Annotated in this window: 20 protein-coding genes; 15 read left to right on the top strand and 5 right to left on the bottom strand. The window is 65.0% G+C overall.

Going from position 1 to position 23,522, the window contains the following annotated elements:
• The first annotated feature begins 110 nt into the window (after positions 1-110).
• The 7 genes from ACY34H_RS24535 (at position 111) to ACY34H_RS24505 (ending at position 9,762) form a co-directional block, all read left to right on the top strand.
• Positions 111-1,772 carry a CTP synthase gene (locus ACY34H_RS24535; protein WP_464980085.1) on the top strand — a complete coding sequence of 554 codons (1,662 nt, stop codon included), beginning with the start codon at positions 111-113 and terminating at the stop codon, positions 1,770-1,772.
• The gene (gene kdsA / locus ACY34H_RS24530; protein WP_464980084.1) at positions 1,769-2,623 is read left to right on the top strand and encodes a 3-deoxy-8-phosphooctulonate synthase; all 855 of its coding nucleotides are present in this window, start codon (positions 1,769-1,771) and stop codon (positions 2,621-2,623) included. Before ACY34H_RS24535 ends, kdsA begins: the two co-directional genes overlap by 4 nt.
• Before the next feature lie 237 nt (positions 2,624-2,860).
• Positions 2,861-4,144 carry a phosphopyruvate hydratase gene (gene eno / locus ACY34H_RS24525; RefSeq protein WP_464980083.1) on the top strand — a complete coding sequence of 428 codons (1,284 nt, stop codon included), beginning with the start codon at positions 2,861-2,863 and terminating at the stop codon, positions 4,142-4,144.
• Between the two features lie 105 nt (positions 4,145-4,249).
• Positions 4,250-4,591, top strand: a complete 342-nt coding sequence (ftsB, locus tag ACY34H_RS24520; protein ID WP_464980082.1) for a cell division protein FtsB — start codon at positions 4,250-4,252, stop codon at positions 4,589-4,591.
• A gap of 328 nt (positions 4,592-4,919) precedes the next feature.
• Positions 4,920-6,125, top strand: coding sequence for an ammonium transporter (locus ACY34H_RS24515; RefSeq protein ID WP_464980081.1), 1,206 nt, complete (start codon positions 4,920-4,922; stop codon positions 6,123-6,125).
• A gap of 191 nt (positions 6,126-6,316) precedes the next feature.
• Positions 6,317-8,596, top strand: a complete 2,280-nt coding sequence (locus ACY34H_RS24510; protein ID WP_464980080.1) for a TonB-dependent hemoglobin/transferrin/lactoferrin family receptor — start codon at positions 6,317-6,319, stop codon at positions 8,594-8,596.
• A gap of 11 nt (positions 8,597-8,607) precedes the next feature.
• Positions 8,608-9,762, top strand: a complete 1,155-nt coding sequence (locus ACY34H_RS24505) for a hemin-degrading factor (protein ID WP_464980079.1) — start codon at positions 8,608-8,610, stop codon at positions 9,760-9,762.
• Between the two features lie 67 nt (positions 9,763-9,829).
• Here the strand turns inward: ACY34H_RS24505 and ACY34H_RS24500 are convergent, their stop codons facing one another.
• The 5 genes from ACY34H_RS24500 to ACY34H_RS24480 form a co-directional block, all read right to left on the bottom strand.
• Positions 9,830-10,894 (bottom strand): SDR family oxidoreductase, encoded by a 1,065-nt coding sequence (locus ACY34H_RS24500; protein ID WP_464980078.1) that lies wholly within the window; start codon positions 10,892-10,894, stop codon positions 9,830-9,832.
• Positions 10,895-10,990: 96 nt separating this feature from the next.
• Entirely contained in the window at positions 10,991-12,115 is a 1,125-nt protein-coding gene (locus ACY34H_RS24495; protein ID WP_464980077.1) for a glycerophosphodiester phosphodiesterase, read from the bottom strand.
• Positions 12,112-14,496 carry a TonB-dependent receptor gene (locus ACY34H_RS24490; protein WP_464980076.1) on the bottom strand — a complete coding sequence of 795 codons (2,385 nt, stop codon included), beginning with the start codon at positions 14,494-14,496 and terminating at the stop codon, positions 12,112-12,114. The genes ACY34H_RS24495 and ACY34H_RS24490 overlap by 4 nt, the downstream gene beginning before the upstream one ends.
• Positions 14,497-14,678: 182 nt before the next feature.
• Entirely contained in the window at positions 14,679-15,620 is a 942-nt protein-coding gene (gene hslO / locus ACY34H_RS24485; protein ID WP_464980075.1) for an Hsp33 family molecular chaperone HslO, read from the bottom strand.
• 3 nt (positions 15,621-15,623) lie between these two features.
• On the bottom strand, positions 15,624-16,148 hold the full coding sequence (locus ACY34H_RS24480; protein ID WP_464980074.1) for a gamma carbonic anhydrase family protein: 525 nt from the start codon (positions 16,146-16,148) through the stop codon (positions 15,624-15,626).
• Between the two features lie 168 nt (positions 16,149-16,316).
• On the opposite strand from ACY34H_RS24480, the gene ACY34H_RS24475 reads away from it, so the two are divergent.
• The 8 genes from ACY34H_RS24475 to bamC all read left to right on the top strand — a co-directional run bounded on the left by ACY34H_RS24475 (position 16,317) and on the right by bamC (position 23,482).
• Entirely contained in the window at positions 16,317-17,192 is an 876-nt protein-coding gene (locus tag ACY34H_RS24475) for an alpha/beta fold hydrolase (RefSeq protein ID WP_464980073.1), read from the top strand.
• A 195-nt stretch (positions 17,193-17,387) separates the two neighbouring features.
• Positions 17,388-18,221 carry a 3',5'-nucleoside bisphosphate phosphatase gene (locus tag ACY34H_RS24470; RefSeq protein WP_464980072.1) on the top strand — a complete coding sequence of 278 codons (834 nt, stop codon included), beginning with the start codon at positions 17,388-17,390 and terminating at the stop codon, positions 18,219-18,221.
• 98 nt (positions 18,222-18,319) lie between these two features.
• Entirely contained in the window at positions 18,320-19,189 is an 870-nt protein-coding gene (gene htpX / locus ACY34H_RS24465) for a protease HtpX (protein WP_464980071.1), read from the top strand.
• Positions 19,190-19,197: 8 nt separating this feature from the next.
• Complete coding sequence (locus ACY34H_RS24460; protein WP_464980070.1) at positions 19,198-19,821, top strand: L-threonylcarbamoyladenylate synthase; 624 nt, start codon at positions 19,198-19,200, stop codon at positions 19,819-19,821.
• Between the two features lie 118 nt (positions 19,822-19,939).
• Complete coding sequence (locus tag ACY34H_RS24455) at positions 19,940-20,614, top strand: site-2 protease family protein (RefSeq protein WP_464980069.1); 675 nt, start codon at positions 19,940-19,942, stop codon at positions 20,612-20,614.
• Positions 20,615-20,677: 63 nt separating this feature from the next.
• Positions 20,678-21,259, top strand: coding sequence for a class I SAM-dependent methyltransferase (locus tag ACY34H_RS24450; RefSeq protein ID WP_464980068.1), 582 nt, complete (start codon positions 20,678-20,680; stop codon positions 21,257-21,259).
• 79 nt (positions 21,260-21,338) lie between these two features.
• Positions 21,339-22,226 carry a 4-hydroxy-tetrahydrodipicolinate synthase gene (gene dapA / locus ACY34H_RS24445; RefSeq protein ID WP_464980067.1) on the top strand — a complete coding sequence of 296 codons (888 nt, stop codon included), beginning with the start codon at positions 21,339-21,341 and terminating at the stop codon, positions 22,224-22,226.
• Positions 22,227-22,363: 137 nt separating this feature from the next.
• A complete protein-coding gene (bamC, locus tag ACY34H_RS24440; protein ID WP_464980066.1) occupies positions 22,364-23,482 on the top strand; it encodes an outer membrane protein assembly factor BamC in 1,119 nt (372 codons plus the stop codon).
• The last annotated feature ends 40 nt before the right edge of the window (positions 23,483-23,522 follow it).

Below are 23,522 nucleotides of genomic sequence, written 5' to 3'. Positions count from 1 at the left end.
TGCCGCGTCTCGGCAGAGGGGGAACAAGGGCGCCTGCCGATGATGAAGCCGCCGAATTAAGCTATAATTTCAATTTCCCGCATGGCGCCTTTCCGGCGCCCGATCTCGCAATGACCAAATTTGTCTTCGTCACTGGTGGCGTCGTGTCGTCCCTTGGTAAGGGGATTGCCGCCGCCTCCCTCGCCGCTATTCTCGAATCGCGCGGCCTCAAAGTCACCATGCTCAAGCTGGACCCGTACATCAACGTGGACCCGGGCACGATGAGCCCCATGCAGCACGGCGAAGTCTTCGTTACCGACGATGGCGCCGAAACCGACCTGGACCTCGGCCACTACGAGCGTTTCATCAGCACCCGCATGCGCAAGGTGAACAACTTCACCACCGGCCAGATCTACGAATCCGTGATCCGCAAGGAACGCCGCGGCGAATACCTGGGCAAGACGGTCCAGGTGATCCCGCATATCACGAACGAAATCCAGGATTACATCCGCCGCGGCGCGGAAGGCTACGACATTGCGCTGTGCGAAATCGGCGGCACCGTCGGCGATATCGAATCGCTGCCGTTCCTGGAAGCGGCGCGCCAGCTGAGCCTGCGCGCCGGCCGCAAGAACTGCGCCTTCGTGCACCTGACGCTGGTGCCGTTCATCGCCTCCGCCGGCGAACTGAAGACCAAGCCTACCCAGCACTCGGTACAGAAACTGCGCGAGATCGGCATTTCGCCGAACGCGCTGCTGTGCCGCGCCGACCGCAAGATCCCGGAAGACGAGCGCGCGAAGATCTCGCTGTTCTCGAACATCGAGGAACGGGCCGTGATCTCCGTGTGGGACGTCGACACCATCTATAAAGTGCCGCAGATGCTGCACGACCAGGGCCTCGACGCGATCATCTGCGAAGCGCTGGATATCGACCCGGCTCCGGCCGACCTGTCCGTGTGGACGAAGCTGATCCACGCGCTGGAACACCCGAAGGCGGAAGTGTCGATCGGCATGGTCGGCAAGTATGTCGAACTGACCGAGTCGTACAAGTCGCTGACCGAGGCGCTGCGCCACGCCGGCATCCACACCGAGAGCAAAGTCAATATCGAGTACATCGATTCGGAAGAGATCGAAGCGAACGGTACCGGAGCGCTGGCGAAATACGATGCGATCCTGGTGCCGGGCGGCTTCGGCAAGCGCGGCGTGGAAGGCAAGATCCGCGCGGCGCAGTTTGCCCGCGAAAACAAGGTGCCGTACCTGGGCATCTGCCTGGGCATGCAGGTGGCACTGATCGAATACGCGCGCCACAAGGCGGGTCTGGCGAACGCCAACTCCACCGAGTTCGAACCGCAGACCGACCAGCCGGTGGTCGCGCTGATCGACGAATGGCAGAACCAGGATGGCAAGGTGGAAAAGCGCGACGTGAATTCCGACCTGGGCGGCACGATGCGCCTGGGTGCGCAAGCCTGCGCCGTCAAGCCGGGCACGCTGGCGCACGACATCTACGGCGGCGTGGTCACCGAGCGCCACCGCCACCGCTATGAAGCGAACAACCATTACCTGTCGCGCGTCGAAGAAGCGGGCCTGGTGGTGGCGGCACGCACGCCGACCGAAGACCTGTGCGAGATCATGGAACTGCCGCGCACGGGCGACAATGCGCACCCGTGGTACATGGGCGTGCAGTACCACCCTGAATTCAAGTCGACGCCGCGCGACGGCCATCCGCTGTTCACGTCGTACATCAAGGCAGCACTGGCCCACAAGGCGGCAGGCGAACCGAAAGGAGATGCGGCATGAAACTCTGCAATTTCGACATCGGCCTCGACCAGCCGTTCTTCCTGATCGCCGGCACCTGCGTGATCGAATCGCGCCAGATGGCGTTCGACGTGGCCGGCGCCATGAAGGAAATGACGGCCGAACTGGGCATTCCGTACATCTATAAATCGTCGTTCGACAAGGCCAACCGTTCCTCGGGCACCTCGTACCGCGGTCCCGGCATGGAGAAGGGCCTGGAGATCCTGGGCGACGTGAAGCGCGAACTGGGCGTGCCGGTGCTGACCGACGTGCACTCGATCGAGGAAATCGAGATCGTGTCGTCGGTGGTGGACGTGCTGCAGACGCCGGCCTTCCTGTGCCGCCAGACCGATTTCATCAACGCGTGCGCGCAGTCGGGCCTGCCGGTGAACATCAAGAAGGGCCAGTTCCTGGCGCCGCACGACATGAAGAACGTGATCGACAAGGCCCGTGCCGCCGCCAGGGCGAAGGGCCTGAACGAAGACAACTTCATGGCCTGCGAGCGCGGCGCTTCGTTCGGCTACAACAACCTGGTGTCCGACATGCGCTCGCTGGCGATCATGCGCGAAACCGGCGCGCCGGTGGTGTTCGATGCGACGCACTCGGTGCAGCTGCCGGGCGGTAATGGCACCTCGTCGGGCGGCATGCGCGACATGGTGCCCGTGCTGTCGCGCGCGGCGGTGGCCGTGGGCGTGGCCGGCCTGTTCATGGAAACCCACCCGACGCCGGCCACCGCGCTGTCGGACGGCCCGAACGCCGTGCCGCTGGGCCGCATGAAGGAACTGCTGTCCACGCTGATCGAACTCGATCGCATCACCAAGAAGTCCGGCTTCCTCGAGAACAGCTTCGAATAATCGTTGTCCGTTGCCTTTGAAACGGGCCGCGCAGCTACAGGCTGCGCGGCCCGTTTTGCGTTTTGTAGTAAGCCGCCGCGCTTCCCTACATGGCCATCCTCTGTTACCCTTGCTGCAATTTTGCGCGCCGGACAATGCAACAGCGTGAAACAGCGTCATGCAGCCATGTCTGCAGCGATGCCTGCAGCGAAGTCCAGCGTCGCGCCTGCCTGTTACCCCCAACTTTGGAGACTACACATGAGTGCAATCGTAGATATCATCGGCCGCGAGATCATCGACTCGCGCGGCAATCCAACCGTCGAGTGCGACGTGCTGCTGGAATCGGGCGTGATGGGCCGTGCCGCCGTGCCGTCGGGCGCGTCGACCGGTTCGCGCGAAGCCATCGAACTGCGTGACGGCGATCCGAAGCGCTACTTCGGCAAGGGCGTGCTGCAGGCATGCGAGAACATCAACACCGAGATCTCCGAAGCGATCATGGGCCTGGACGCCAATGAACAGGCCTTCCTGGACCGCACGCTGATCGACCTGGACGGCACCGAGAACAAATCGCGCCTGGGCGCCAATGCGATGCTGGCCGTGTCGATGGCCGTCGCCAAGGCCGCCGCCGAAGAAGCCGGCCTGCCGCTGTACCGCTACTTCGGCGGTTCGGGCTCGATGCAGATGCCGGTGCCGATGATGAACGTGATCAACGGCGGCGCGCACGCCGACAACAACCTGGACATCCAGGAATTCATGATCATCCCGGTCGGCGCACCGACCTTCAAGGAAGCAATCCGCTACGGCGCCGAAGTGTTCCACACGCTGAAGAAGATCCTGCACAAGAAGGGCCTGAGCACCGCGGTGGGCGACGAAGGCGGCTTCGCACCGTCGCTGGCGAACCATGAAGATGCCATCAAGCTGATCATCCAGGCCATCGAGGAAGCCGGCTACGAGCCGGGCACGCAGATCGCGCTGGGCCTGGACTGCGCCGCTTCCGAATTCTACAAGGACGGCAAGTACGCGCTGGAAGGCGAGGGCCTGTCCCTGACGGCCACCGAGTTCACCAACCTGCTGTCGACCTGGTGCGACAAGTACCCGATCATCTCGATCGAGGACGCGATGCACGAAGGCGACTGGGAAGGCTGGGCGATCCTCACCGAAGCACTGGGCAAGAAAGTGCAGCTGGTGGGCGACGACCTGTTCGTCACCAACACCAAGATCCTGAAGGAAGGCATCCAGAAGGGCATCGCCAACTCGATCCTCATCAAGATCAACCAGATCGGCACGCTGACCGAAACGTTCGCCGCCATCGAGATGGCCAAGCGCGCCGGCTACACCGCCGTGATCTCGCACCGCTCGGGCGAAACGGAAGATTCGACGATCGCCGACATCGCCGTGGGCCTGAACGCGCTGCAGATCAAGACCGGTTCCATGTCCCGCTCGGACCGCATGGCCAAGTACAACCAGCTGCTGCGCATCGAGGAAGACCTGGGCGACATCGCTTCCTATCCGGGCCGCGATGCATTCTACAATTTGAAGTAAATGCGTTTGAAGTCAACGCGACTCAAGTAAAATGCCCCTGAAGTAACACAGCATCCTTTACCACTATGACACCGGCCGGGCTTCCCGGCCGGTTCTTTTATATCCATGCGTCTGATTACCCTCGCCCTGGCGGCACTGCTGCTGCTGATTCAGTATCCCTTATGGCTGGGGAAGGGCGGATGGCTCCGGGTGGGCGACCTGGAGCAGCAGGTCGATGCCGCCCATGAAAAGAACGACGAACTGCGGCGCCGCAATGCCAAGCTCGACTCCGAAGTGCGCGACCTGAAAGACGGTACCGGCGCCGTCGAGGAACGCGCGCGCTACGAGCTGTCGATGATCAAGCAGAACGAAATCTACGTGCAAATCCTGCGCAAGGGCCAGATCCCGGGCGACGGCGCCACGCCCGCTCCACCGCCCCCCGCCGAACCCGCCAAACCCGCTCGCTGAAAACTGGGAGAAAACTGGGGACGTACCCCTGTTTTCAGGAAACTTCCAGCAATAGCCCATGCGTATTAGTGCCAGTAAACAGGGGTACGTCCCCCGTTTCGGCTGTCGATAGCCCTGCGATAGAGTTTCCGTAAAACAGGGGTACGTCCCCAGTTTTGTTCGGCGCCAAAATGGCGCAGGACGCACCATGGCGGTGCTGTCGAGTTATCGAAAGGGTGCGAAGTATCTTTGTTTGATATTTCGCACCAGTGACGAGCCTCATTGTTCTGAAAGGCACGGTTCTTGCACTCTCTTTGTGCTTTTGCACTTAATTGGGGAGTGGCGGTCGATGGAGTCGTTCAAGAGCGGTGGCGATGCCTTGTTTGTCCTGCTGGGGGGCATCATGGTGCTGGCGATGCATGCGGGATTCGCGTTCCTCGAACTGGGCACGGTGCGCAAGAAAAACCAGGTCAATGCGCTGGTCAAGATCCTGGTCGATTTCTGCGTGTCGGCCATTGCGTACTTCGCCGTTGGCTATGGCATCGCGTATGGCGTGCACTTCTTCGGGCCGACCGATACGCTGGTGGCGAACAATGGCTATGCCCTGGTCAAGTTCTTCTTCCTGCTGACATTCGCCGCCGCCATTCCGGCGATTATCTCGGGCGGCATCGCCGAGCGCGCGAAATTCTATCCGCAGATGGTAGCCACGGCGCTGCTGGTCGGCTTCATCTACCCGTTCTTCGAAGGCATTGCCTGGAACGGCAACCTCGGCATCCAGGCTACGCTGGAGCACACCTTCGGCGCGCCGTTCCATGACTTTGCCGGCTCGGTCGTCGTCCATGCCGTGGGCGGCTGGGCCGCGCTGCCGGCCGTGCTGCTGCTGGGAGCGCGCCGCGGGCGCTATGGCAGGGATGGCCGCATCTCGGCGCACCCGCCGTCGAATATTCCGTTCCTGGCGCTGGGCGCATGGATCCTTGCGGTTGGCTGGTTCGGCTTCAACGTGATGAGCGCGCAGACGCTGGACAAGATCAACGGCCTGGTCGCCGTCAATTCGCTGATGGCCCTCGTCGGCGGCACGCTGGCCGCGCTGGTGCTCGGCAAGAACGACCCCGGCTTCGTGCACAACGGCCCGCTCGCCGGCCTGGTGGCGGTGTGCGCCGGCTCCGACCTGATGCACCCGCTCGGCGCGCTGGCGACCGGCGCGGTGGCGGGGGCGATCTTCGTCATCATGTTCACGCTGGCGCAGAACCGCTGGAAGATCGACGACGTGCTGGGCGTTTGGCCGCTGCACGGGCTGTGCGGCGCCTGGGGCGGTATCGCGGCAGGCATCTTCGGCAGCCATGCACTGGGCGGGCTGGGCGGCGTGTCGCTGATATCGCAGGTCGCCGGTACCCTGCTGGGCATCTGCGTCGCCACCGTGGGCGGCGCGCTCGTGTACGGCGTGCTGAAAGTGGCCGTCGGCCTGCGGCTCGATCCCGAACAAGAATTCGACGGCGCCGACCTGTCGATCCACAAGATCAGCGCCACGCCGGAGCGGGAAACCATCGCCGGTTGACGGCCACGCCGTCGCGGATCGGCCACGCCGTCGCGGTATGTTCTGAACGTACGGCGCAGTAAGTGAACGATTCAATTTCGCAACATTCTCTGCTTGCAAATAAGAATCATTCGCATTAAGATGGCGATCTTTGCCAGCCACCTGTTCCATTTCAGGCGCCAGCTTCCAACTGACTCCCTGACTGGAACACCATGGATGCACTTACCGCGCGCCGGCGCCTGCTGCCGGCGCTGATGATGTCCGCGCTGGCGCCGCTGGCCCACGCACAAGCCACCTCGTTTGCTCCCTCATCGGCCACCTCGGCCCTTGGCGAAATCACCGTGACCGCGGCGCGCGACGCCACCGCGGCGAAGGCCGGCACCACCACGACCGTCACGGCGGACGACCTGACACGCCAGGCGGCGCAGAACATGCAGAACATCGCCCGCTACGCGCCGCTGGTCAGCGTGCCGAACGCGGCGAGCGGCTCCGGCAGCGTGTGGGACAGCAGCGGCAACACCGGCTTCAACATCCGCGGCATCGACGGCAACCGCGTCAGCATGGACCTGGACGGCATCTCGCTGCCCGACGCGGCACCGAAGCCCGACGGCTCCACCTTGAACAGCTTCGGCATCGGCCGCGATTACTTCGATCCGGAGACGTTCCGCGAAGTGAACATCATCTCCGGCACGACCAGCAATATCGGCACCGGCCCCGGCACGCCGGGCCTGGGCGGCGCGGTGCAGTTCACCACCAAGGCGCCCGAGGATTACCTGGACGCCGGCCGCCCCGTCCACGCCGACTACAAGTTCGGCTACGACGGCTCGAACAATATGCGCATGCAAGCGCTGACTGGCGCCGCGCAGGCCGGCAGCCTGCAGATCCTCACGCTGTTCGTGCACCGCGACGGCAAGGAATACGAATCCGAAGGCAGCGCCGTCGCCAACCCGGACGACTGGAGTTCCGACGCTCTGCTGGCCAAGCTGGCCTGGTCGCCGCTGGCCGGCCACAAGCTGACCGCCACCGTGGATGCCTACCAGGCCAGCCACACGCGCGCCTACCTCAACAAGACCAGCGCGCTGTATCCCGCCGGCGTCGGCCAGCAATCGGAAACGCGGCGCAACCGCTTCTCGCTCGACCATGAATTCATCGGCAAGGCCGCCTTGTTCGACAAACTGGAATCGCGCATCTATGCCCAGAACGCGGAGGTCGACGACCACACCACCGGCCCCTACGTATCCCAGGGCCAGCGCTATGACCGCTCGATCGAGACGGGCTACTTCAACAAGAGCCGCGGCCTGGCCAGCCATGCCGTGAAGGCGCTCGGCGCGCACCAGCTGGCGTATGGCCTCAGCGCGGAAACCGTCGACACGCGCCGGCCGTGGCGCGAAGACCGCACGGTGCTGGCCACCGGTGTGCACCAGATCACCAGCAAGAACCGCATGGTCGATACGGATACGACGAAGCTGGCGGCCTTCGCCAGCGCCGACATCGTGCTGGCCGAAGGCCTGACGCTGGCACCGGGCCTGCGCTATGACTGGCGCGAAATGAATCCGAAGAATATCGAGGATTACGTGGTGGCCGTACCGGCCGCGCAAAAGGAGCTGCGCGAACGCAAGGACGATTACTTCACGCCGAGCCTGAAGCTGAGCTGGAAATTCATCCCCGAGCTGATGGCTTACGCAACCTACACGCGCGGCACGCGGCTGCCCACCGCGGCCGAACTGACCGGCACCTACGACTCGTTCAGCTACACCAGTGGCAACGGTTACGCGGTGCTCGGCAATGCCGGCCTGAAAAAAGAAACCAGCAATGCCTTCGAACTGGGACTCTCCGGCCACCCGGCGCGCGGCGTGACATTCGACGCATCGGTATTCCACACGAAGTACGAGAACTTCATCGAGTACGCGACGCAGCCGCCGGATCCGGTCAACTTCCCGACCATCACGCAGGGCCTGTTCCGTCCCGAGAACGTGGGTGAGGCGAAGACCTGGGGCGCCGAGATCTCCACCAGTTTCGCGCTGGGCGAATGGTATCGCGCACTGAGCGGCGCGAGCATCAACCTGGGTGCCGGCGTGCAGCACAGCAAGGCGCGCAACCACGACACGGGCGCCGAAGGCGAACTGGCGTCGACCTTGCCGCGCAAGGTCAGCGCCACGCTGGCCTGGGACGATCCCGCCAAGCGGGGAGGGGCGGCGCTGTCGGTCTTCAACGTGCGCGGCAAGCAGGCCGGCGCCGACGTGATTTCCAATGTCAGCGGCGCGCGCTTCGACGTGCCCGGCGCCACAGTGGCGGACCTGACGGCGTACTGGAACATCGGCAAGCATGCGGCCGTCACGGCCGGCATCTACAACCTGACCGACAAGAAATACTGGGACTACGCATCGTCGCGCAGCCTGGTCGCCGGCACCACCGCCGCCACGCTGGCCGACATCGAGCGCCAGGCACGACCGGGGCGCTACGCCGCCGTCACGCTCAACGTGATTTACTGAGGAGAGAAAGCATGAAAACCCACCGTCGTTATACCAGCCTGCTGGCGCTGTCCGGCGCCTTGATCCTTGGCATGGCCTCGAGCCATGCCAGCGCCGCCACGCTCGCCGAGCGCTGGAACACGCTGCGCGCCGAGCAGCCGAAACTGGGCATCCGCGATGCCGCGAAGCAGCTCAGCGTCTCCGAGGCCGAACTGCTGGCCACCGGCATCGGCAGGACCGTCACGCGCCTGGCCGACAGCAGCCACGCGCCGCGCGAGATCATGCGCCGTGCGCTGGACCTGGGCAAGGTGATGGCGCTGACGCGCAACGAGAACGGTGTCATCGAAGTCACGGGCGAGGCCACGCGCATCGCCAAGCAAGGAGACGACGGTGCCAAGGATGCGGAACGCGAAGCGCGCGAACTGAACATCGCCGGCGGCTACCTGGGCGGACCGATCGACCTGCGCTTCCACTTCACGAAGTGGAAGCATGCGTTCGCCGTGGTCCAGCCAGGCAGGGATGGCGCCATGTCGCGCAGCCTGCAGTTCTTCGACGAGAACGGTACCGCCGTGCACAAGGTGTACCTGAAGGACGAAGCCAAGGTTGCCGTATTCGACAAGCTGGTGGCCGACTTCCGCCACCCGCAGCAGGACGGCAGGCTGGCCATCGTGGCCGCGGCGCCGAAGGCAGCCGAAACGCCGGACGCATCGGTGGACGTGAAGGAATTCCAGCAGGCGTGGAAAGAAATGTCGGACGTGCACCAGTTCAACCGCATCGTCTCGGAATTCAAGCTGTCGCGCGAGCAGGCATTGCGCCTGGCGCCGGCCGGCGTGGCGACCAGGGTGGCGCCGCAGGCGGTGCGGCAACTGCTGGAGCAGGCCGCCGCGAAGGGGGTGCCGATCATGGCTTTCGTCGGCAACGGCGCCGTCACGCAGATCTACAGCGGCAAGGTGAACAAGGTGGAGAAGGCGGGCGGCTACTTCAATGTGCTGGACCCGGACTTCAACCTGCACCTGCGCGACAAGGCGCTCAAGACCGGCTACGTGCTGCAGCGCGCCGGCGTGACGTCGGTGGAGTTCTACGACGACAAGGGCGAGCTGGTGGTCACCTTCTTCGGCGTGCGCGAGCGGGGCAAGCCGCAGCCGCAGCCGTGGCTGGACCTGGCGGCCGGGCTGCCGAAGGCCTGACGATCGACCCGCGGCGTGTGAGCGCTGGTGTCGGACACCGGTTTCCAGCACCGCAAGCCAACGGGCATCAACCAGGAATCAACCGCTCCCGCTTCAACCGCTCGAACAGCTCGAAGAACGCCTCCGGCGTGCCCTGGTAATCGAGGAAGCCGGCCTTGCGGCTCTTCGTCATGTCGGTGATGACTTCCATCGGGCGGCCCAGGTCGGCGTCGGTGTGCCACCACGAAGCGAGGCGCGTCACGTCCGCTTCGGCCAGCCCGTGCCGTGCGGCGATGTCGCGCCACAGCGCGGGGGCGTCGTGCATGCGCGACTCCAGCGGGCTGATCTCCACCGGCAAGGGCGCCGCCTCGACGCCGAAGTATTCCGCCAGCCGCGGCCACAGCCACTGCCAGCGGAACACGTCGCCGTTGACGACATTGAAGTCCTCGTTCGCTCCCGCGGCACTGGTCGCGGCCCATTGCAGGTGGCGCGCCAGCAGGCGCGCATCCGTCATGTCCACCAGGCCTTCCCATTGCTGGCGGCTGCCCGGGAACACGAACGGCTGGCCGGTGTGCTTGCACAGCGCCGCATAGACGGCCAGCGTCTGCCCCATGTTCATCGCATTGCCGACCGCGAAACCGATGATGGTGTGGGGCCGGTGCACGCTCCACGTAAAACCGTACTGCCGCGCCGCGTCGAACAGGCGGTCTTCCTGTTCATAGTAAAAGTTCGGCACGTCCTGGCGGCCCTGTTCCTCGCGGAACGGCGTGATCGGTACCGCGCCCTTGCCATAGGCATCGAACGGGCCGAGGTAGTGCTTGAGGCCCGTCACGAGCGCCACGTGGCGCACGCTGCCGGCCGGGCCGACCGCGTCGAGCACGTTCCTGACCATGGCGCCGTTGACGCGGATGTTTTCTTCCTCGTTGGCCTGGCGCGACCATGCGGTGACGAATACATGGCTGGGGTCGACGCCGGCCAGCGCCTGCGCCACGTCGGGCGATGTCAGGTCGGCGCTGATCTGCCGTACGCCCGGCACACCCGCGGTGCGGCCGCGCGATACGCCATGCACTTCCCAGCCTTCGGCCAGCAGCCGTTCGGCCAGCGCGCTGCCGACCACGCCGCTGCTGCCGATGATGAGTGCCTTGTTGCTCATGTTTTTACTCCGCTTTTGAACAAAGCAGGACTGTACATGGAAACGGAAAATCCGGTGGCGCGTGCACCGAAGCGCGCGCCGCCGGCAACGGCCTGCTCAGCCGGCGACAGCCTTCACGCCCAGCGCGGGATCGTCGGTAAAGAACCCGTCCAGCCCGAGCTGCAGATAGCGCCGCATCTCGGCAATCGAGCCCGCTTCGTTGCGCGCATGCTCGCCGGCGCCGTTGCGGAAATCGGCCGCGATGAAGCGGTTCTCGGGCCGGAACGTCCATGTTTCCAGCCGCAGCCCGGCCGCGCGGGCATCGGCCGCCAGCGACGTCGGCGCATCGAGCCTGCCATCCTTCCTCAACGGGATCAGCGCGCGGGTCGGCGGCGAGAACACGTCGGCGTACTGCGCGATGTCGCGCAGGCCGGCCGGCGTCGCCATCTCCGCGTAGGTGAGTGAACCGCCGGCGGCGGCCACGTCGCTCGGCTTTACGGCGCCGACGCCGACCAGCTGCATCAGGCGCAGGTTGGCGCGCTTGCCCAGCTTCTCGCGCAGCATGCGCAGGTTCGCCACTTCGAACGACTGGATCTCGACCGGCGCGCGGCGCGTGTACTCGTGCGCCGCCAGCGTGGCCATGAAACGCTCTTCCAGCGGCAGGCCGGCGCGCGCGAAATACGTGGAGTGCTTCAGCTCCGGCACCAGGCCGATCACGCGGCCGATGGTGGCCGACTGCGCAGCCACGAAGTCGATCACTTCCTCGAATGTCACCACCTGGAACATGCCATCGTATTCGGCACTGCCGGGGCGCGATGCCGGGATGCGCTCGATGGCGCGCAGCGTCTTCAGTTCGGCCAGCGTGAAGTCGTCGACGAACCAGCCTTCGTGGGTTTCGCCATCGATTGTCTTGCGCGCGCGGCGGCTGGAAAATTCGGGACGGTCGGACACGTCGGTCGTCTCGGCCAGGAATGCTTCGTGGCGCGCCACCAGCACGCCGTCTTTCGTCGACACCAGGTCGGGTTCGACGAAGTCGGCGCCGTCGGCGATCGCTTTCGCATACGCGGCCAGCGTGTGTTCGGGCCGCAGCGCCGAGGCGCCGCGGTGGGCGAAGACCAGCGGCCGTGCCGGCGCGGCTTGCGCGGCGGGCAGCAGCGAGCCGGCCAGGCCCACGGCGCTGGCGGCGGCGGTTGTCGTGGCCGCCGCGATGAAGCCGCGGCGGGAAAGGTATCGTCCGGTCATTTGAAATCCGCCATCAACGTGAGGAAGCCCTGCCGCGGGGCGATCGGGAACGTATTGTACGTTTTATCGGCGGCGCCGACGACGACGTTCAGGTCGCCCCGGCGGTCGGCCAGGTTCGTCACGTTGACGCGGTAGCGCGCGTTCTTCACCCAGGCGCCGTCGAGGAACGGCAGCCTGCCGGTCACGCCGAGGCCGAGCAGGAAGTAGCTGCCGACCGACAGGTCGTTGGTGTAGGTCGCATGGCGCTTGCCGACGTAGTCGCCGCTCAGCTGGAACTCGGTGCCGCCCAGGTCCAGCGAGGCGACGAACTTGTTCATCCATTCCGGGCTGCCGGGGATCTTCTTGCCGGCGGTCGGCACGGTGGTGGCGCCGTTCAGGTAGTTGTCCTGGTACTCCGAGCGGTTGTACGAGATCGCGTCGTAGAACGAGAACGCGCGGCCGAAGTGGAACGTGCCGGACATGTCGATGCCGTCGATCTTCACGTTGCCCACGTTGGCCAGCACCGGATTGCCGCCGATGATCGCCGAGATCACCGGGGTCGGGCTGATCGTCAGCAGGCGGTCCTTGAAGTTCACATGATAGATGTTGACCTGGCCGTCGAAGCCGGTCAGCGGGCCGGCATCGAGCGAGCGGCTGGTGCGCAGGCCGGCCTCGAAGGTGACCGAGGTTTCCGGCTTGGCGGTGGACTTGAACAGGTCGAAGGCGGACTGGCTCGCCAGGCTCCATGGCGACGCGCCGCCGCCGCCGTACGTGACGAACTGGCGCATGTTCTTCTGCACGTTGACGAAGGCCTGGTCATTGGCGGTGATGTCCCAGCGCGCGCCCAGCTGCGGCAGGAACCATTTCTTCGTGTCGATATCGCCTTCCGGCAGCGCGGTGGAGCCGCCGGCGATGGCACCCGCCTTCGGCTGCACCGGCATCATGCCGCGCGCGAACTGCAGGCTGGACTTGAAACCGCCCTGCAGCACCAGGTCCGGACGCACGCGCCATTCATCCTGCAGGTGCAACTGCACGACCTTGTTGTCGATCTCGCTGCCGTACTGCGTGATCAGCGGGTTTTCCGGGCGGTCGTAGGGGGAGCTGGGATTGTTCACGTCCAGCGCATACCAGCGGCGGTAGGCTTGCGATTCGTTCTTCTCGAACCACAGGCCGCCCTGGATCGTGTGGTCGCCGATCTCGGTGCGCAGGGTCGACAGCCAGCCGGTACGATTGATCTGGTACTCCGTGGTGCGGGTGGCGTAGCCCGAGTTGCCGAATACCTGCTTCAGGTTCTGGTTCGGGTAGTAGACGGCGAACAGCGCGGGCAGGCCGGCCACGCCGATCGGCCCGGCGACGACGCCGACGCCATCGTCGTAGTGGTAGTAGAGCTGGTTCGACCAGGTGGTGCTGTCCGACAGGTGCCAGTCGTACTTCACGTACCCCAGGTAATCCTCGCGCTGCGCATCGCTGTAGTAGTTGCGGTAGTTGTTGCCTTCGGCCGCCGGCGTGGCGCCGGTCGGCGACAGGTAGTTCAGCGCGGTCTGGAAATCGGGATAAAGGAACGGGCGGGTATACGGCTGGTATTTCTCGGTGGCCGAGTGGACGGTGCTGTCTTCGTTCGGCTCGATCTTGTCGCTGTAGTTGAAGAAGACGGTGAGGCGACCGGCGGCGTTGTCGTTGACGAACTTGGCATTGACCTGGTCGCCGCCCTGGCGGCCATGGAAGTCCCATGCGCGCGCTTCGTGGTGCATGGCGGAGACGTAGACGCTGCTGTCGCCGAACTTGCCGCTGTCATATCGCAGGAAAGTGCGCGACGTGTCGTGGCTGCCCAGGGTCTGCTGCACGGCGAGGTTGCGCTCGGCCAGCGGATCCGACGAGAACGTTTCGATGGTGCCGCCCAGGTTGCTGGTGGACGCAGTGGCCAGGTCGCCCGCGCCGGAGGAGAGCACCACGCCGCGCACGTTCTCCGAGATCACCGCGCGCTGTGGCGATAAGCCGTTGTAGTTGCCGTACTGCTGGTCGCCCAGCGGCACGCCATCCATCGTGTAGCCCAGTTGCTGGCCCGAGAAACCGTGCACGAACAGCGACAGGTTCTGCTCGTTGTTGCCCCACGGGTCGGCGGTCTGGAAGCTGACGCCGGGCAGCGTCTGCAGCGCCTTCAGCGGGTTGGTGCCGGGCAGGATCTTCTGGATTTCATCGCCCCGCAGCGCCACCGAGGAGCGGGTGCGGCGCGTGGCCACTTCCACCGTCGCCATCGGCCCGGCCGCCGCCGCGGCTGCCTCGCTGTTCGCCTCCACGGCGCCACTTTCCATCGCCGCCACCGCCGTTGCCACCTGCTGTGCCATCGCCAGCGGCGCCAGCGCCAGGCTCGCCACCATGGCGGCCTTGATCTGTTTCTTCATCGTTAGCTCGTCGTTAAGTTGGTTGAAAATGCAACGACGCGGAGCGTAGCGGGACGATGTGACGGCGTGATGACGCTAACGAAACAATGTTTCCAAAACTCGGGGTCTGACCCCGGTTTCAAGAAACAATGACGCAACAAAAAAGCCCGCCGGGGAGGGCGGGCCTGGTGACGCGAAGTGGCTTATTGCTTGACTTCGGGCGGGTGGATCAGCGTTTCGGCGGGGGCGTCGCTGGCGAACAGCTGGGCACAGTCGACGGCGTCGTATTCATAGTGCTTGCCGCAGAAGTCGCAGTTGATGCCCAGCTTGCCCTGCTCGGCAAGAGCGTCCTCGACTTCGGCCTGGCCCAGCATCTTGAGCATGTTGCCGACCTTGTCGCGCGTGCAGCTGCAGTGGAACGACGGATGCACCGGGTCGAACACGCGGATCGTTTCTTCCCAGAACAGGCGTTTTTGCAGCACGTCGATTTCAGTGGAGAGCAGCTCCTCTTCCTTCAGCGTGCGGCCCAGCATCACGGCGCGGTTCCAGGTTTCCAGCGCTTCTTCCGGACTGACGGGATTGGCTTCGGCCTTGCCGCCGTGCAGCGGCAGCTTCTGCAGCAGCAGGCCGCGGGCGACGTTGTCGTCGGCGGCCAGCCACAGTTGCGTGTCCAGCTGCTCGGAGCGCAGCATGTAGTGTTCGATGACGGTGGCGACGTCCTCGCCGTCGAGCGGCACGACGCCCTGGTAGGGCTGCTGGCCCGGCACTTTCTCGGCGGGGTCGAGCGTGATCACGAAACGGCCGCGGCCGGTCTGGTTCAGCAGGTCCGTCAGGTTGGCGTCGTCGGCGATCGGCGCGCCTTCATTCAGCTTCGCGGTGGCGCGCATGCGCAGCTGCGAATCGCATTCGACCACCAGCAGGCGTACCGGGCCGTCGCCATGGATCTGCATCACGATGGAGCCGTTGAACTTCAGGTTGGCCGACAGCAGCGCGGCGGCGGACACCATCTGTCCCAGCAGCCGCTTGACGGCCACCGGGTACTGGTGGCGCGCCTGGATCTCGCGCCAGGTAGCCGAGATGTCGACCAGCTCGCCGCGCACGGCGGCGTTCTCGAAAATGAATTTTTGCAGCGTATCCTGGGTCATGCGTTATCCAATCTTTTTCAAATTTGTCTTGTACAGCTGCGCGCGTTCCGCATAGCCGTCGGCGTTGCCCTGCAGCCGCGCCACGTCGTCCGCCGTCAGCTCGCGCACGGCCTTGGCCGGGGAACCGATGATCAGCACGTTGTCCGGGAATTCCTTGCCCTCGGTGACGAGCGCGCCGGCGCCCACCAGGCAACCCTTGCCGATCTTTGCGCCGTTCAGGATCACGGCCTGGATGCCGACCAGCGCGCCGTCGCCGATCGTGCAGCCATGCAGCATCGCCTGGTGGCCGATCGTCACATCGCGGCCGATCGTCAGCGGATAGCCCATGTCGGTATGCATCACGGTGCCTTCCTGAACATTGCTGTTCGCGCCGATCGTGATCCGTTCATTGTCGCCGCGCAGCGTGGCACCGAACCATACCGAGCTGTTGGCATGCAGGGTGACCTTGCCGATCAGCGTGGCGCTGTCCGCCACGAAGGCGGTGGCGTCGATTTCGGGCGCATCGGTGCCCAACTGGTAAATCGTCATGGATGGCCTTGTCGGGGGAAAATATTGGCGACATTTTACGCCCTTGCGCCCCGGGAACCGTGCCGTTCGCCCGCGCGAGGCCAATAAGAACGATCGTGCTAATATAAGTGATTCCCAAACGGAAGGCCCGCATATTGCGCCGGTGCCGTCCATTTCAAGGCCAGACCCATGACACCATCCCGTTCCGACTTCCTCACCGTGCGCGGCCTGCGCACCCACGTGCGCCACTGGGGCCGCGAAGGCGCGCCCAAGATCTTCATGCTGCATGGCTGGATGGACGTGGGGGCGTCGTTCCAGTTCGTCGTCGATCACCTGGGCGGCGACTGGCACGTCATCGCGCCCGACTGGCGCGGCTTCGGCCTCACCGAGCGCGCCGGCACCGATACCTACTGGTTCCCCGACTACCTGGCCGACCTGGATGCGCTGTTGCGCCATTATCAGCCGGAAGGACAGGTGAACCTGGTCGGCCACAGCATGGGCGGCAATATCGCCGGCATCTACGCGGGCGTGCGGCCGGAGCGGATCCGCCGCTTCGTCAACCTGGAAGGCTTCGGCCTGACGGGCGCCAGGCCGGAGGATGCGCCGAAGCGCTACGCGAAGTGGCTCGACGAACTGCTCGATCCACCGGTAATGAAGGCCTATCCCACGCAGGAGGCCGTGGCGGCGCGCCTGCAAAAGACCAATCCGCGCCTGACCGACGAGCGCGCGGCCTTCCTGGCGCGGCACTGGTCGGCGCAAAACGCGGCCGGCGAGTGGGAAATCCTGGGCGACCCGGTGCACAAGCAGGCCAGCCCGCTGCCGTATCACGCCGAGGACATCATGGCCTGCTGGCGCCGCATCGCCGCGCCGGTGCTGTGGGTCGAGGCGGCCGATACCAATATGTGGCTGTGGCTGGGCGGGCCGGAAGAGGGCCGGCGCGAAGTCGACCGCAGGATGGCGCATATCGCCGACATCACGCCGAAGATGGTGCCGGACGCCGGCCACATGCTGCACCACGACCAGCCGGCGCTGCTGGCGGAGATGATCGCGCAGTTCCTGGCATAGAGACACGTTCGAACTCTGCACGCTTGAATCCCGCGCGCCTGGCCCCGGCGCGCCTGAACCCGGGCCCGGAACGGGGGCCGGGCCGGGAGCCTGAACCATGCCCGCATCCCGAACATTCCGCGCATAAATGGCCGCTTGCGGCGCCGCGTGGCGGGCGGCGGTACAATGACAGTTCGTTACCGCTTCCCTTAGCCCATGCTGAAAGTCGACCTGCACTGCCATTCCAACGTTTCCGACGGCGTCCTCGCGCCTGCCGCCGTGGCGCAGTATGCCCGCAAGGCCGGCGTGGATGCCTGGGCCCTGACCGACCACGATGAAGTGGGCGGCATCGCCGCCGCGCGCATCGCGGCCCGCGATCTCGGCATGCGCTTCGTGGCCGGGGTGGAAATCTCGATCACGTGGAGCGGCGAAACGGTGCACATCGTGGGCCTGAACATCGACGAGAACAACGCCGCCCTGCTGCGCGGTCTTGCCGCCACCCGCGAGGGACGCGACGCGCGCGGCCGCGAGATCGGCGAGCAGCTGGCCAAGGCCGGCATTCACGGCGCCTACGAGGGCGCGCTGGAATTCGTCGACAACCCGGCGCTGATGTCGCGTACCCACTTTGCCCGCTTCCTGGTGCAGCAGGGTTATTGCGCCAATACCCCGGAAGTGTTTCGCAAATACCTGTCCGAAGGCAAGCCCGGCTATGTGCCGCACCGCTGGGCCAGCCTGGAGGACGCCGTCGGCTGGATCCATGGCGCCGGCGGTACGGCCGTCATCGCCCACCCGGGCCGCTATCGCTTCACCCAGTTGCAGCAGGGCGTACTGTTCGACGAATTCAAGGAACTGGGCGGCAGCGCCATCGAGGTGGTGACCGGCAGCCATACGCCGGACCAGTACCCGGTCTATGCGCAACTGGCCAATGCCTACGGCTTCCTGGCCTCGCGCGGCACCGATTTCCACGCGCCCGGCGAGGCTCGGGTGGACTTCGCCGCGCTGCCGCCGCTGCCTGCCAGCGTGACGCCGGTCTGGCACGACTGGTTCTGAAGCCGGCCGGGCCGGCAATGCACCGGTCGGCAATACCCTTGTAATCTTATGGTTATAGCCTTATATGACCCCACGGATCACATCCGGAGAACTCCTACATGAAACGCATCGTCCTGTTTATCGCCACCAACCTCGCCGTGATGCTGGTGTTGTCCATCGTGCTCTCGCTGCTCGGCATCGGCCGTCCCGGAGCGGGCGGGCAACTGGAAATCGGCGGGCTGCTGGCGTTTTCGCTGGTGGTCGGTTTTACCGGGTCGATCATCTCGCTGCTGATTTCCAAGCCGATGGCGAAGTGGACGACCGGCGCGCGCGTGATCGACGCGCCGCAGAATTCCACCGAGCAGTGGTTGCTGTCCACCGTGCAGGGCCTGGCGCAGCGCGCCGGCATCGGCATGCCCGAAGTGGCGGTGTATGACGGCGAGCCGAATGCCTTCGCCACGGGCGCTTTCAAGAATTCGGCGCTGGTGGCGGTGTCCACCGGCCTGCTGCAATCGATGAACCGCGAGGAGGTGGAAGCGGTGCTGGGCCATGAGGTGGCGCACATCGCCAATGGCGACATGGTGACGCTGACGCTGATCCAGGGCGTGGTCAATACCTTCGTGGTGTTCTTTGCCCGCATCGTCGGCTTCTTCGTCGACAAGGTCCTGCTGCGCAACGAAGGCGGCCGGGGTGTCGGCTACATGGCCACCGTGTTCGTCTGCGAGATCGTGTTCGGCCTGCTGGCGTCGATCATCGTGGCCTGGTTCTCGCGCCAGCGCGAATTCCGCGCCGATGCCGGCTCGGCGCGCCTGCTGGGCAGCTCCGCGCCGATGCAGAACGCGCTGGCGCGCCTGGGCGGCATGGAGCCGGGCGCGCTGCCGCAGAACATGGCCGCTTCCGGCATCTCGGGCGGCGGCGGCTGGTCGGCGCTGTTCTCCACCCACCCGCCGTTCGAGCAACGTATCGCGGCATTGCAGGCGCTGAGGTGACATAGAGCATGAGCCAGTTCTTTGAAATCCATCCGGTCAATCCGCAGGGCCGCCTGATCAAGCAGGCGGCCCAGATCATCCACGGCGGCGGCGTCGTGGCGGTGCCCACCGACTCGTGCTATGCGCTGGTTTGCCACCTGGACGACAAGGCGGCGGTCGAACGGCTGCGTCGCATCCGCGGCATCGATGAAAAGCACCACCTGGCGCTGCTGTGCCGCGACCTGTCCGAGATCGGTGTCTACGCCAGGGTCGACAACCGGCAGTTCCGCCTGCTGAAGGCGGCCACGCCGGGTCCGTTCACGTTCATCCTTGAAGCCACCCGCGAAGTGCCGCGCCGGCTGTCGCACCCGTCGCGCAAGACCATCGGGCTGCGCGTGCCGGAAACGCCGATCGTCGAGGCGCTGATGGCCGAACTGGGCCAGCCGCTGATCTCGTCGACACTGATCCTGCCGGACGAGACCGAGCCGCTCAACGACCCCGAGGAAATCAATGCCCGCATCGGCAAGCAGCTGGACCTGGTCATCGACGGCGGCGCCTGCAGCATGGAAATGACGACCGTCATCGACCTGACCGGCAGCGAGCCGGAAATGATCCGCCTGGGCCGCGGCGACCCGGCCGTGGTCGGCCTGTGAAAGCCGGCCGGTGAATCCGGCGCCAGCCGGCCCCCGGGCCGGCGTCTTTGCCTTTCTTTACCTTCCTCCTCCTTTCGACCCGCCGGGCCTGTGATTGCAGTCTGGTAAAATTTTGCCCATGAGTGAATTCAGTCAAGCCATCCAGACCGTTGCGGTGTACGCAATTCCCGTCCTGTTCGCGATTTCGCTGCACGAGGCGGCCCATGGTTACGTGGCCCGGTATTTCGGCGACCCGACCGCGCACCAGATGGGGCGCCTGTCGGTCAATCCCACCCGTCACATCGATCCTTTCGGCACGATCATCCTGCCGCTGATCCTGTACCTGACGATCCACATGCCGTTCGGCTATGCCAAGCCGGTACCGGTCGACTACAGCCGGCTGCGCAATCCCAAGAAGCAGATGGGTTTCGTGGCGGCTGCCGGCCCGATGGCGAATTTCGCGATGGGCCTGGCCTGGATGATCTGGCTGGTGCTGATGCGCGGCATGGAGGTGTCCGAGCCGTTCCTGGTCAAGATGGCCATTGCCGGCGTCAACGTGAATGCGATCATGTGCGTGTTCAACCTGCTGCCGGTACCGCCGCTCGATGGCGGCCGCATCCTGACGGCGCTGCTGCCGAACGAACTGGCGCGGCGCTACGCCCGGATCGAGTCCTATACCCCGTGGATCTTCGTCGGCTTGCTGGTGGCGATGTACTTCAACCTGCTGACGCCGCTGCTGACGGCCATGGTGGGCGTGTTCATCGAACTGCTGGGATTCCTGGTGCTGCCGCTGCAGCTGTTGCTCAACATGTAATGGACCGGCCCGCCGGCAGGTGACGTGCGCGTTGCCGCCGGACCGGGTTTTACCTGACTGTGAATGAAGGATCAGATGAACGACGTGGTTTCTCCCTGGGTGCAGCGCTTTGCACCATTGATTCCCGGCGGCGAGGTGCTGGATCTCGCGTGCGGCAACGGCCGCCATTCTCGCCACCTTGTCACGCTGGGGCATGCGGTGATCGCCGTCGACCGGCGGCCCGACGCACTGGCCGCCACGGCCGGCCCCGGCATCGTCACCAGCGATATCGACCTGGAAGTGGACGGGGCGGCATGGCCCTTCGGCCCGAACCGGTTTGCCGGCATCGTGGTCACCAATTACCTGCACCGGCCGCTGCTGGCCGACATGACCGGCAGCCTGGCGCCGAACGGCGTGCTGATCTATGAAACATTCGCCGACGGAAACGCGGCATTCGGCAAGCCGAGCAATCCCGACTTCCTGCTGAAGCCCGGCGAGCTGCTGGAACTGGCCCGGCAGCAGGGGCTGCGTGTCATCGCTTTCGAGGACGGCATCGTTATGGAAGATGGGCAGCCGGGCGGCACGCGGGCCATGGTCCAGCGGATTTGTGCCGTCAAGGCCGAGTTCCCGCGGGAAGCCGCGCTGCTGGGCCGTACCGGTAGTTGATACCGCCGCGAAATACCCCACGGGCGCAGGGTATCGTCTACAATCGACGTTTTCAATCTATTTGCAATTGGTTCAATATATGATTAAGGGCAGCATTGTTGCAATCGTGACGCCGATGCACGCGGATGGCAGTCTGGACTACGACAGCCTGGACCGCCTGATCGATTGGCATATTGCCGAGGGCACCGACGGCATCGTCATCGTCGGCACGACCGGCGAATCGGCTACCGTGACGGTGGCCGAGCACTGTGCACTGATCAAGGCCTGCGTGGACCGCGTGGCCGGCCGCATTCCCGTGATCGCCGGCAGCGGTGGCAATTCGACCGCCGAAGCCATCGTACTGACCCGCTACGCCAAGGAAGCCGGCGCCGACGCGACATTGCAAGTGGTGCCTTACTATAACCGGCCGACGCAGGAAGGCATGTACCAGCACTTCAAGGCCATCGCCGAAGCGGTGGACCTGCCGGTGATCCTGTACAACGTGCCCGGCCGCACGGTGGCGGACATGGCGAACGAAACGGTGGTGCGCCTGGCCGCCATCGACAACATCATCGGCATCAAGGATGCTACCGGCAATATCGGCCGCGGCCTCGATCTGCTGCGCCTGCTGCGCTCGGTACCGAAGCCATTCGCCGTGTACTCCGGCGACGATCCCACCGCGATGGCGCTGATGCTGGCCGGCGGCAAGGGCAACATTTCCGTGACCGCCAACGTGGCACCCCGTGCCATGGCCGACATGTGCGCCGCGGCGATGACGGGCGATATCGCGCGCGCCATCGAGATCAACAACAAGGTTTTCCCTCTGCACCAGAAACTGTTCGTCGAGCCGAATCCGGTGCCCGCCAAGTGGGCATTGGCGGAAATGGGCAGGATGCCAGCCGGCATCCGCTTGCCGCTGGTTCCACTCGCTTCCGAATTCCACCAGACGGTACGTGCCGCACTGGTCGAAGCCGGCGTGCTGGCCTAAATCCGGAGTGCGGCAGCGCCGGTTCCCGGCGCCGCCGCGACGATCATCCAGCTGGTTTCTTCAGCTTTTATCTCTGTCACCACATGATCAAGAAAGCTTCCCTTACTCCGCAAAGCAGCCTCGCGCTTGGCGTCCTGATGCTCAGCCTGACCGGTTGCGGCATGGTTGAATCCGTGGTCGGCAAGACCACGGTGGACTACAAATCGGCCAAGAAAGCCAGCACGCTGGACGTACCGCCGGATCTCACCCAGTTGCAGAAGGATAATCGCTACGCCTTGCCGGACAGCGGCAGCGGTGTCGCCACCGCATCGGGCTATGCGGCGCAGCGCGCCAGCATGGCCGGTGGCGGCACGCTGGCCGCGCCGGCAGCTGGCGTCGGCAGCAATGAAGTGGCCACTACCGGCAACGACAAGGTGCGCGTGGAGCGGGCCGGCAACCAGCGCTGGCTGGTCGTCAAAGCCTCTCCCGACGTGCTGTGGCCACAGCTGAAATCGTTCTGGGAAGACGCCGGCTTCACGCTGTCGCTCGACAACGCCACTGCCGGCGTGATGGAAACGGAGTGGAACGAGAACCGCGCGAAGATCCCGCAGGACATCATCCGCCGCACGATCGGCAAGGTGTTCGATTCGGCCTATTCGACCGGCGAACGTGACAAATACCGCACCCGTATCGAACGCAATGCGGACGGCACCACCGAGATCTACATCAGCCACCGCGGCGCGGAAGAAATCGCCCAGGGGCCGGAAAAGGAAATCGTGACCTGGACGCCGCGCCCGTCCGACCCGAACCTGGAAGCGGTCTTCCTGGCCCGCCTGCTGACGAAGCTGGGCGGTACCGAAGCCACGGCAGCCCGCACGGCCGTCGACAATGCGATCGTGCAACCGCTGCATGCATTCCTGAAGGGCGAGGGCGCCAGCCGCCATGTGGAAACCGACGAAGGCTTCGACCGCTCGTGGCGCCGCGTGGGCCTGGCGCTGGACCGCGCCGGCTTCACCGTGGAAGACCGCGACCGTGTGCAGGGTATCTACTACGTGCGCTACGTGGCCGACCAGGCCGAGAAGAAAGGCTTCTTCGGCCGCCTGTTCAGCTGGGGGTCGTCGGACGCCGACAAGGAAGCGCAACGCTACCGCATCGTCGTCAAGGCTGCCGAGACCGGCAATACCAGCCAGGTCACCGTGCAGAACAACAAGGGCGAGGCGGATGTGTCGCCGACCGCCGAGAAGATCCTGACGCTGCTGCAGGAAGAGTTGAAGTAAGCGCAGTCTTCTGTGAAAAAAAACCGGCCCAGGCCGGTTT

The organism is Pseudoduganella sp. jia 9, from assembly GCF_055502615.1.
Note: the sequence above shows the minus strand (reverse complement) of the source record. Positions and strands in the feature narration are given on the sequence as shown.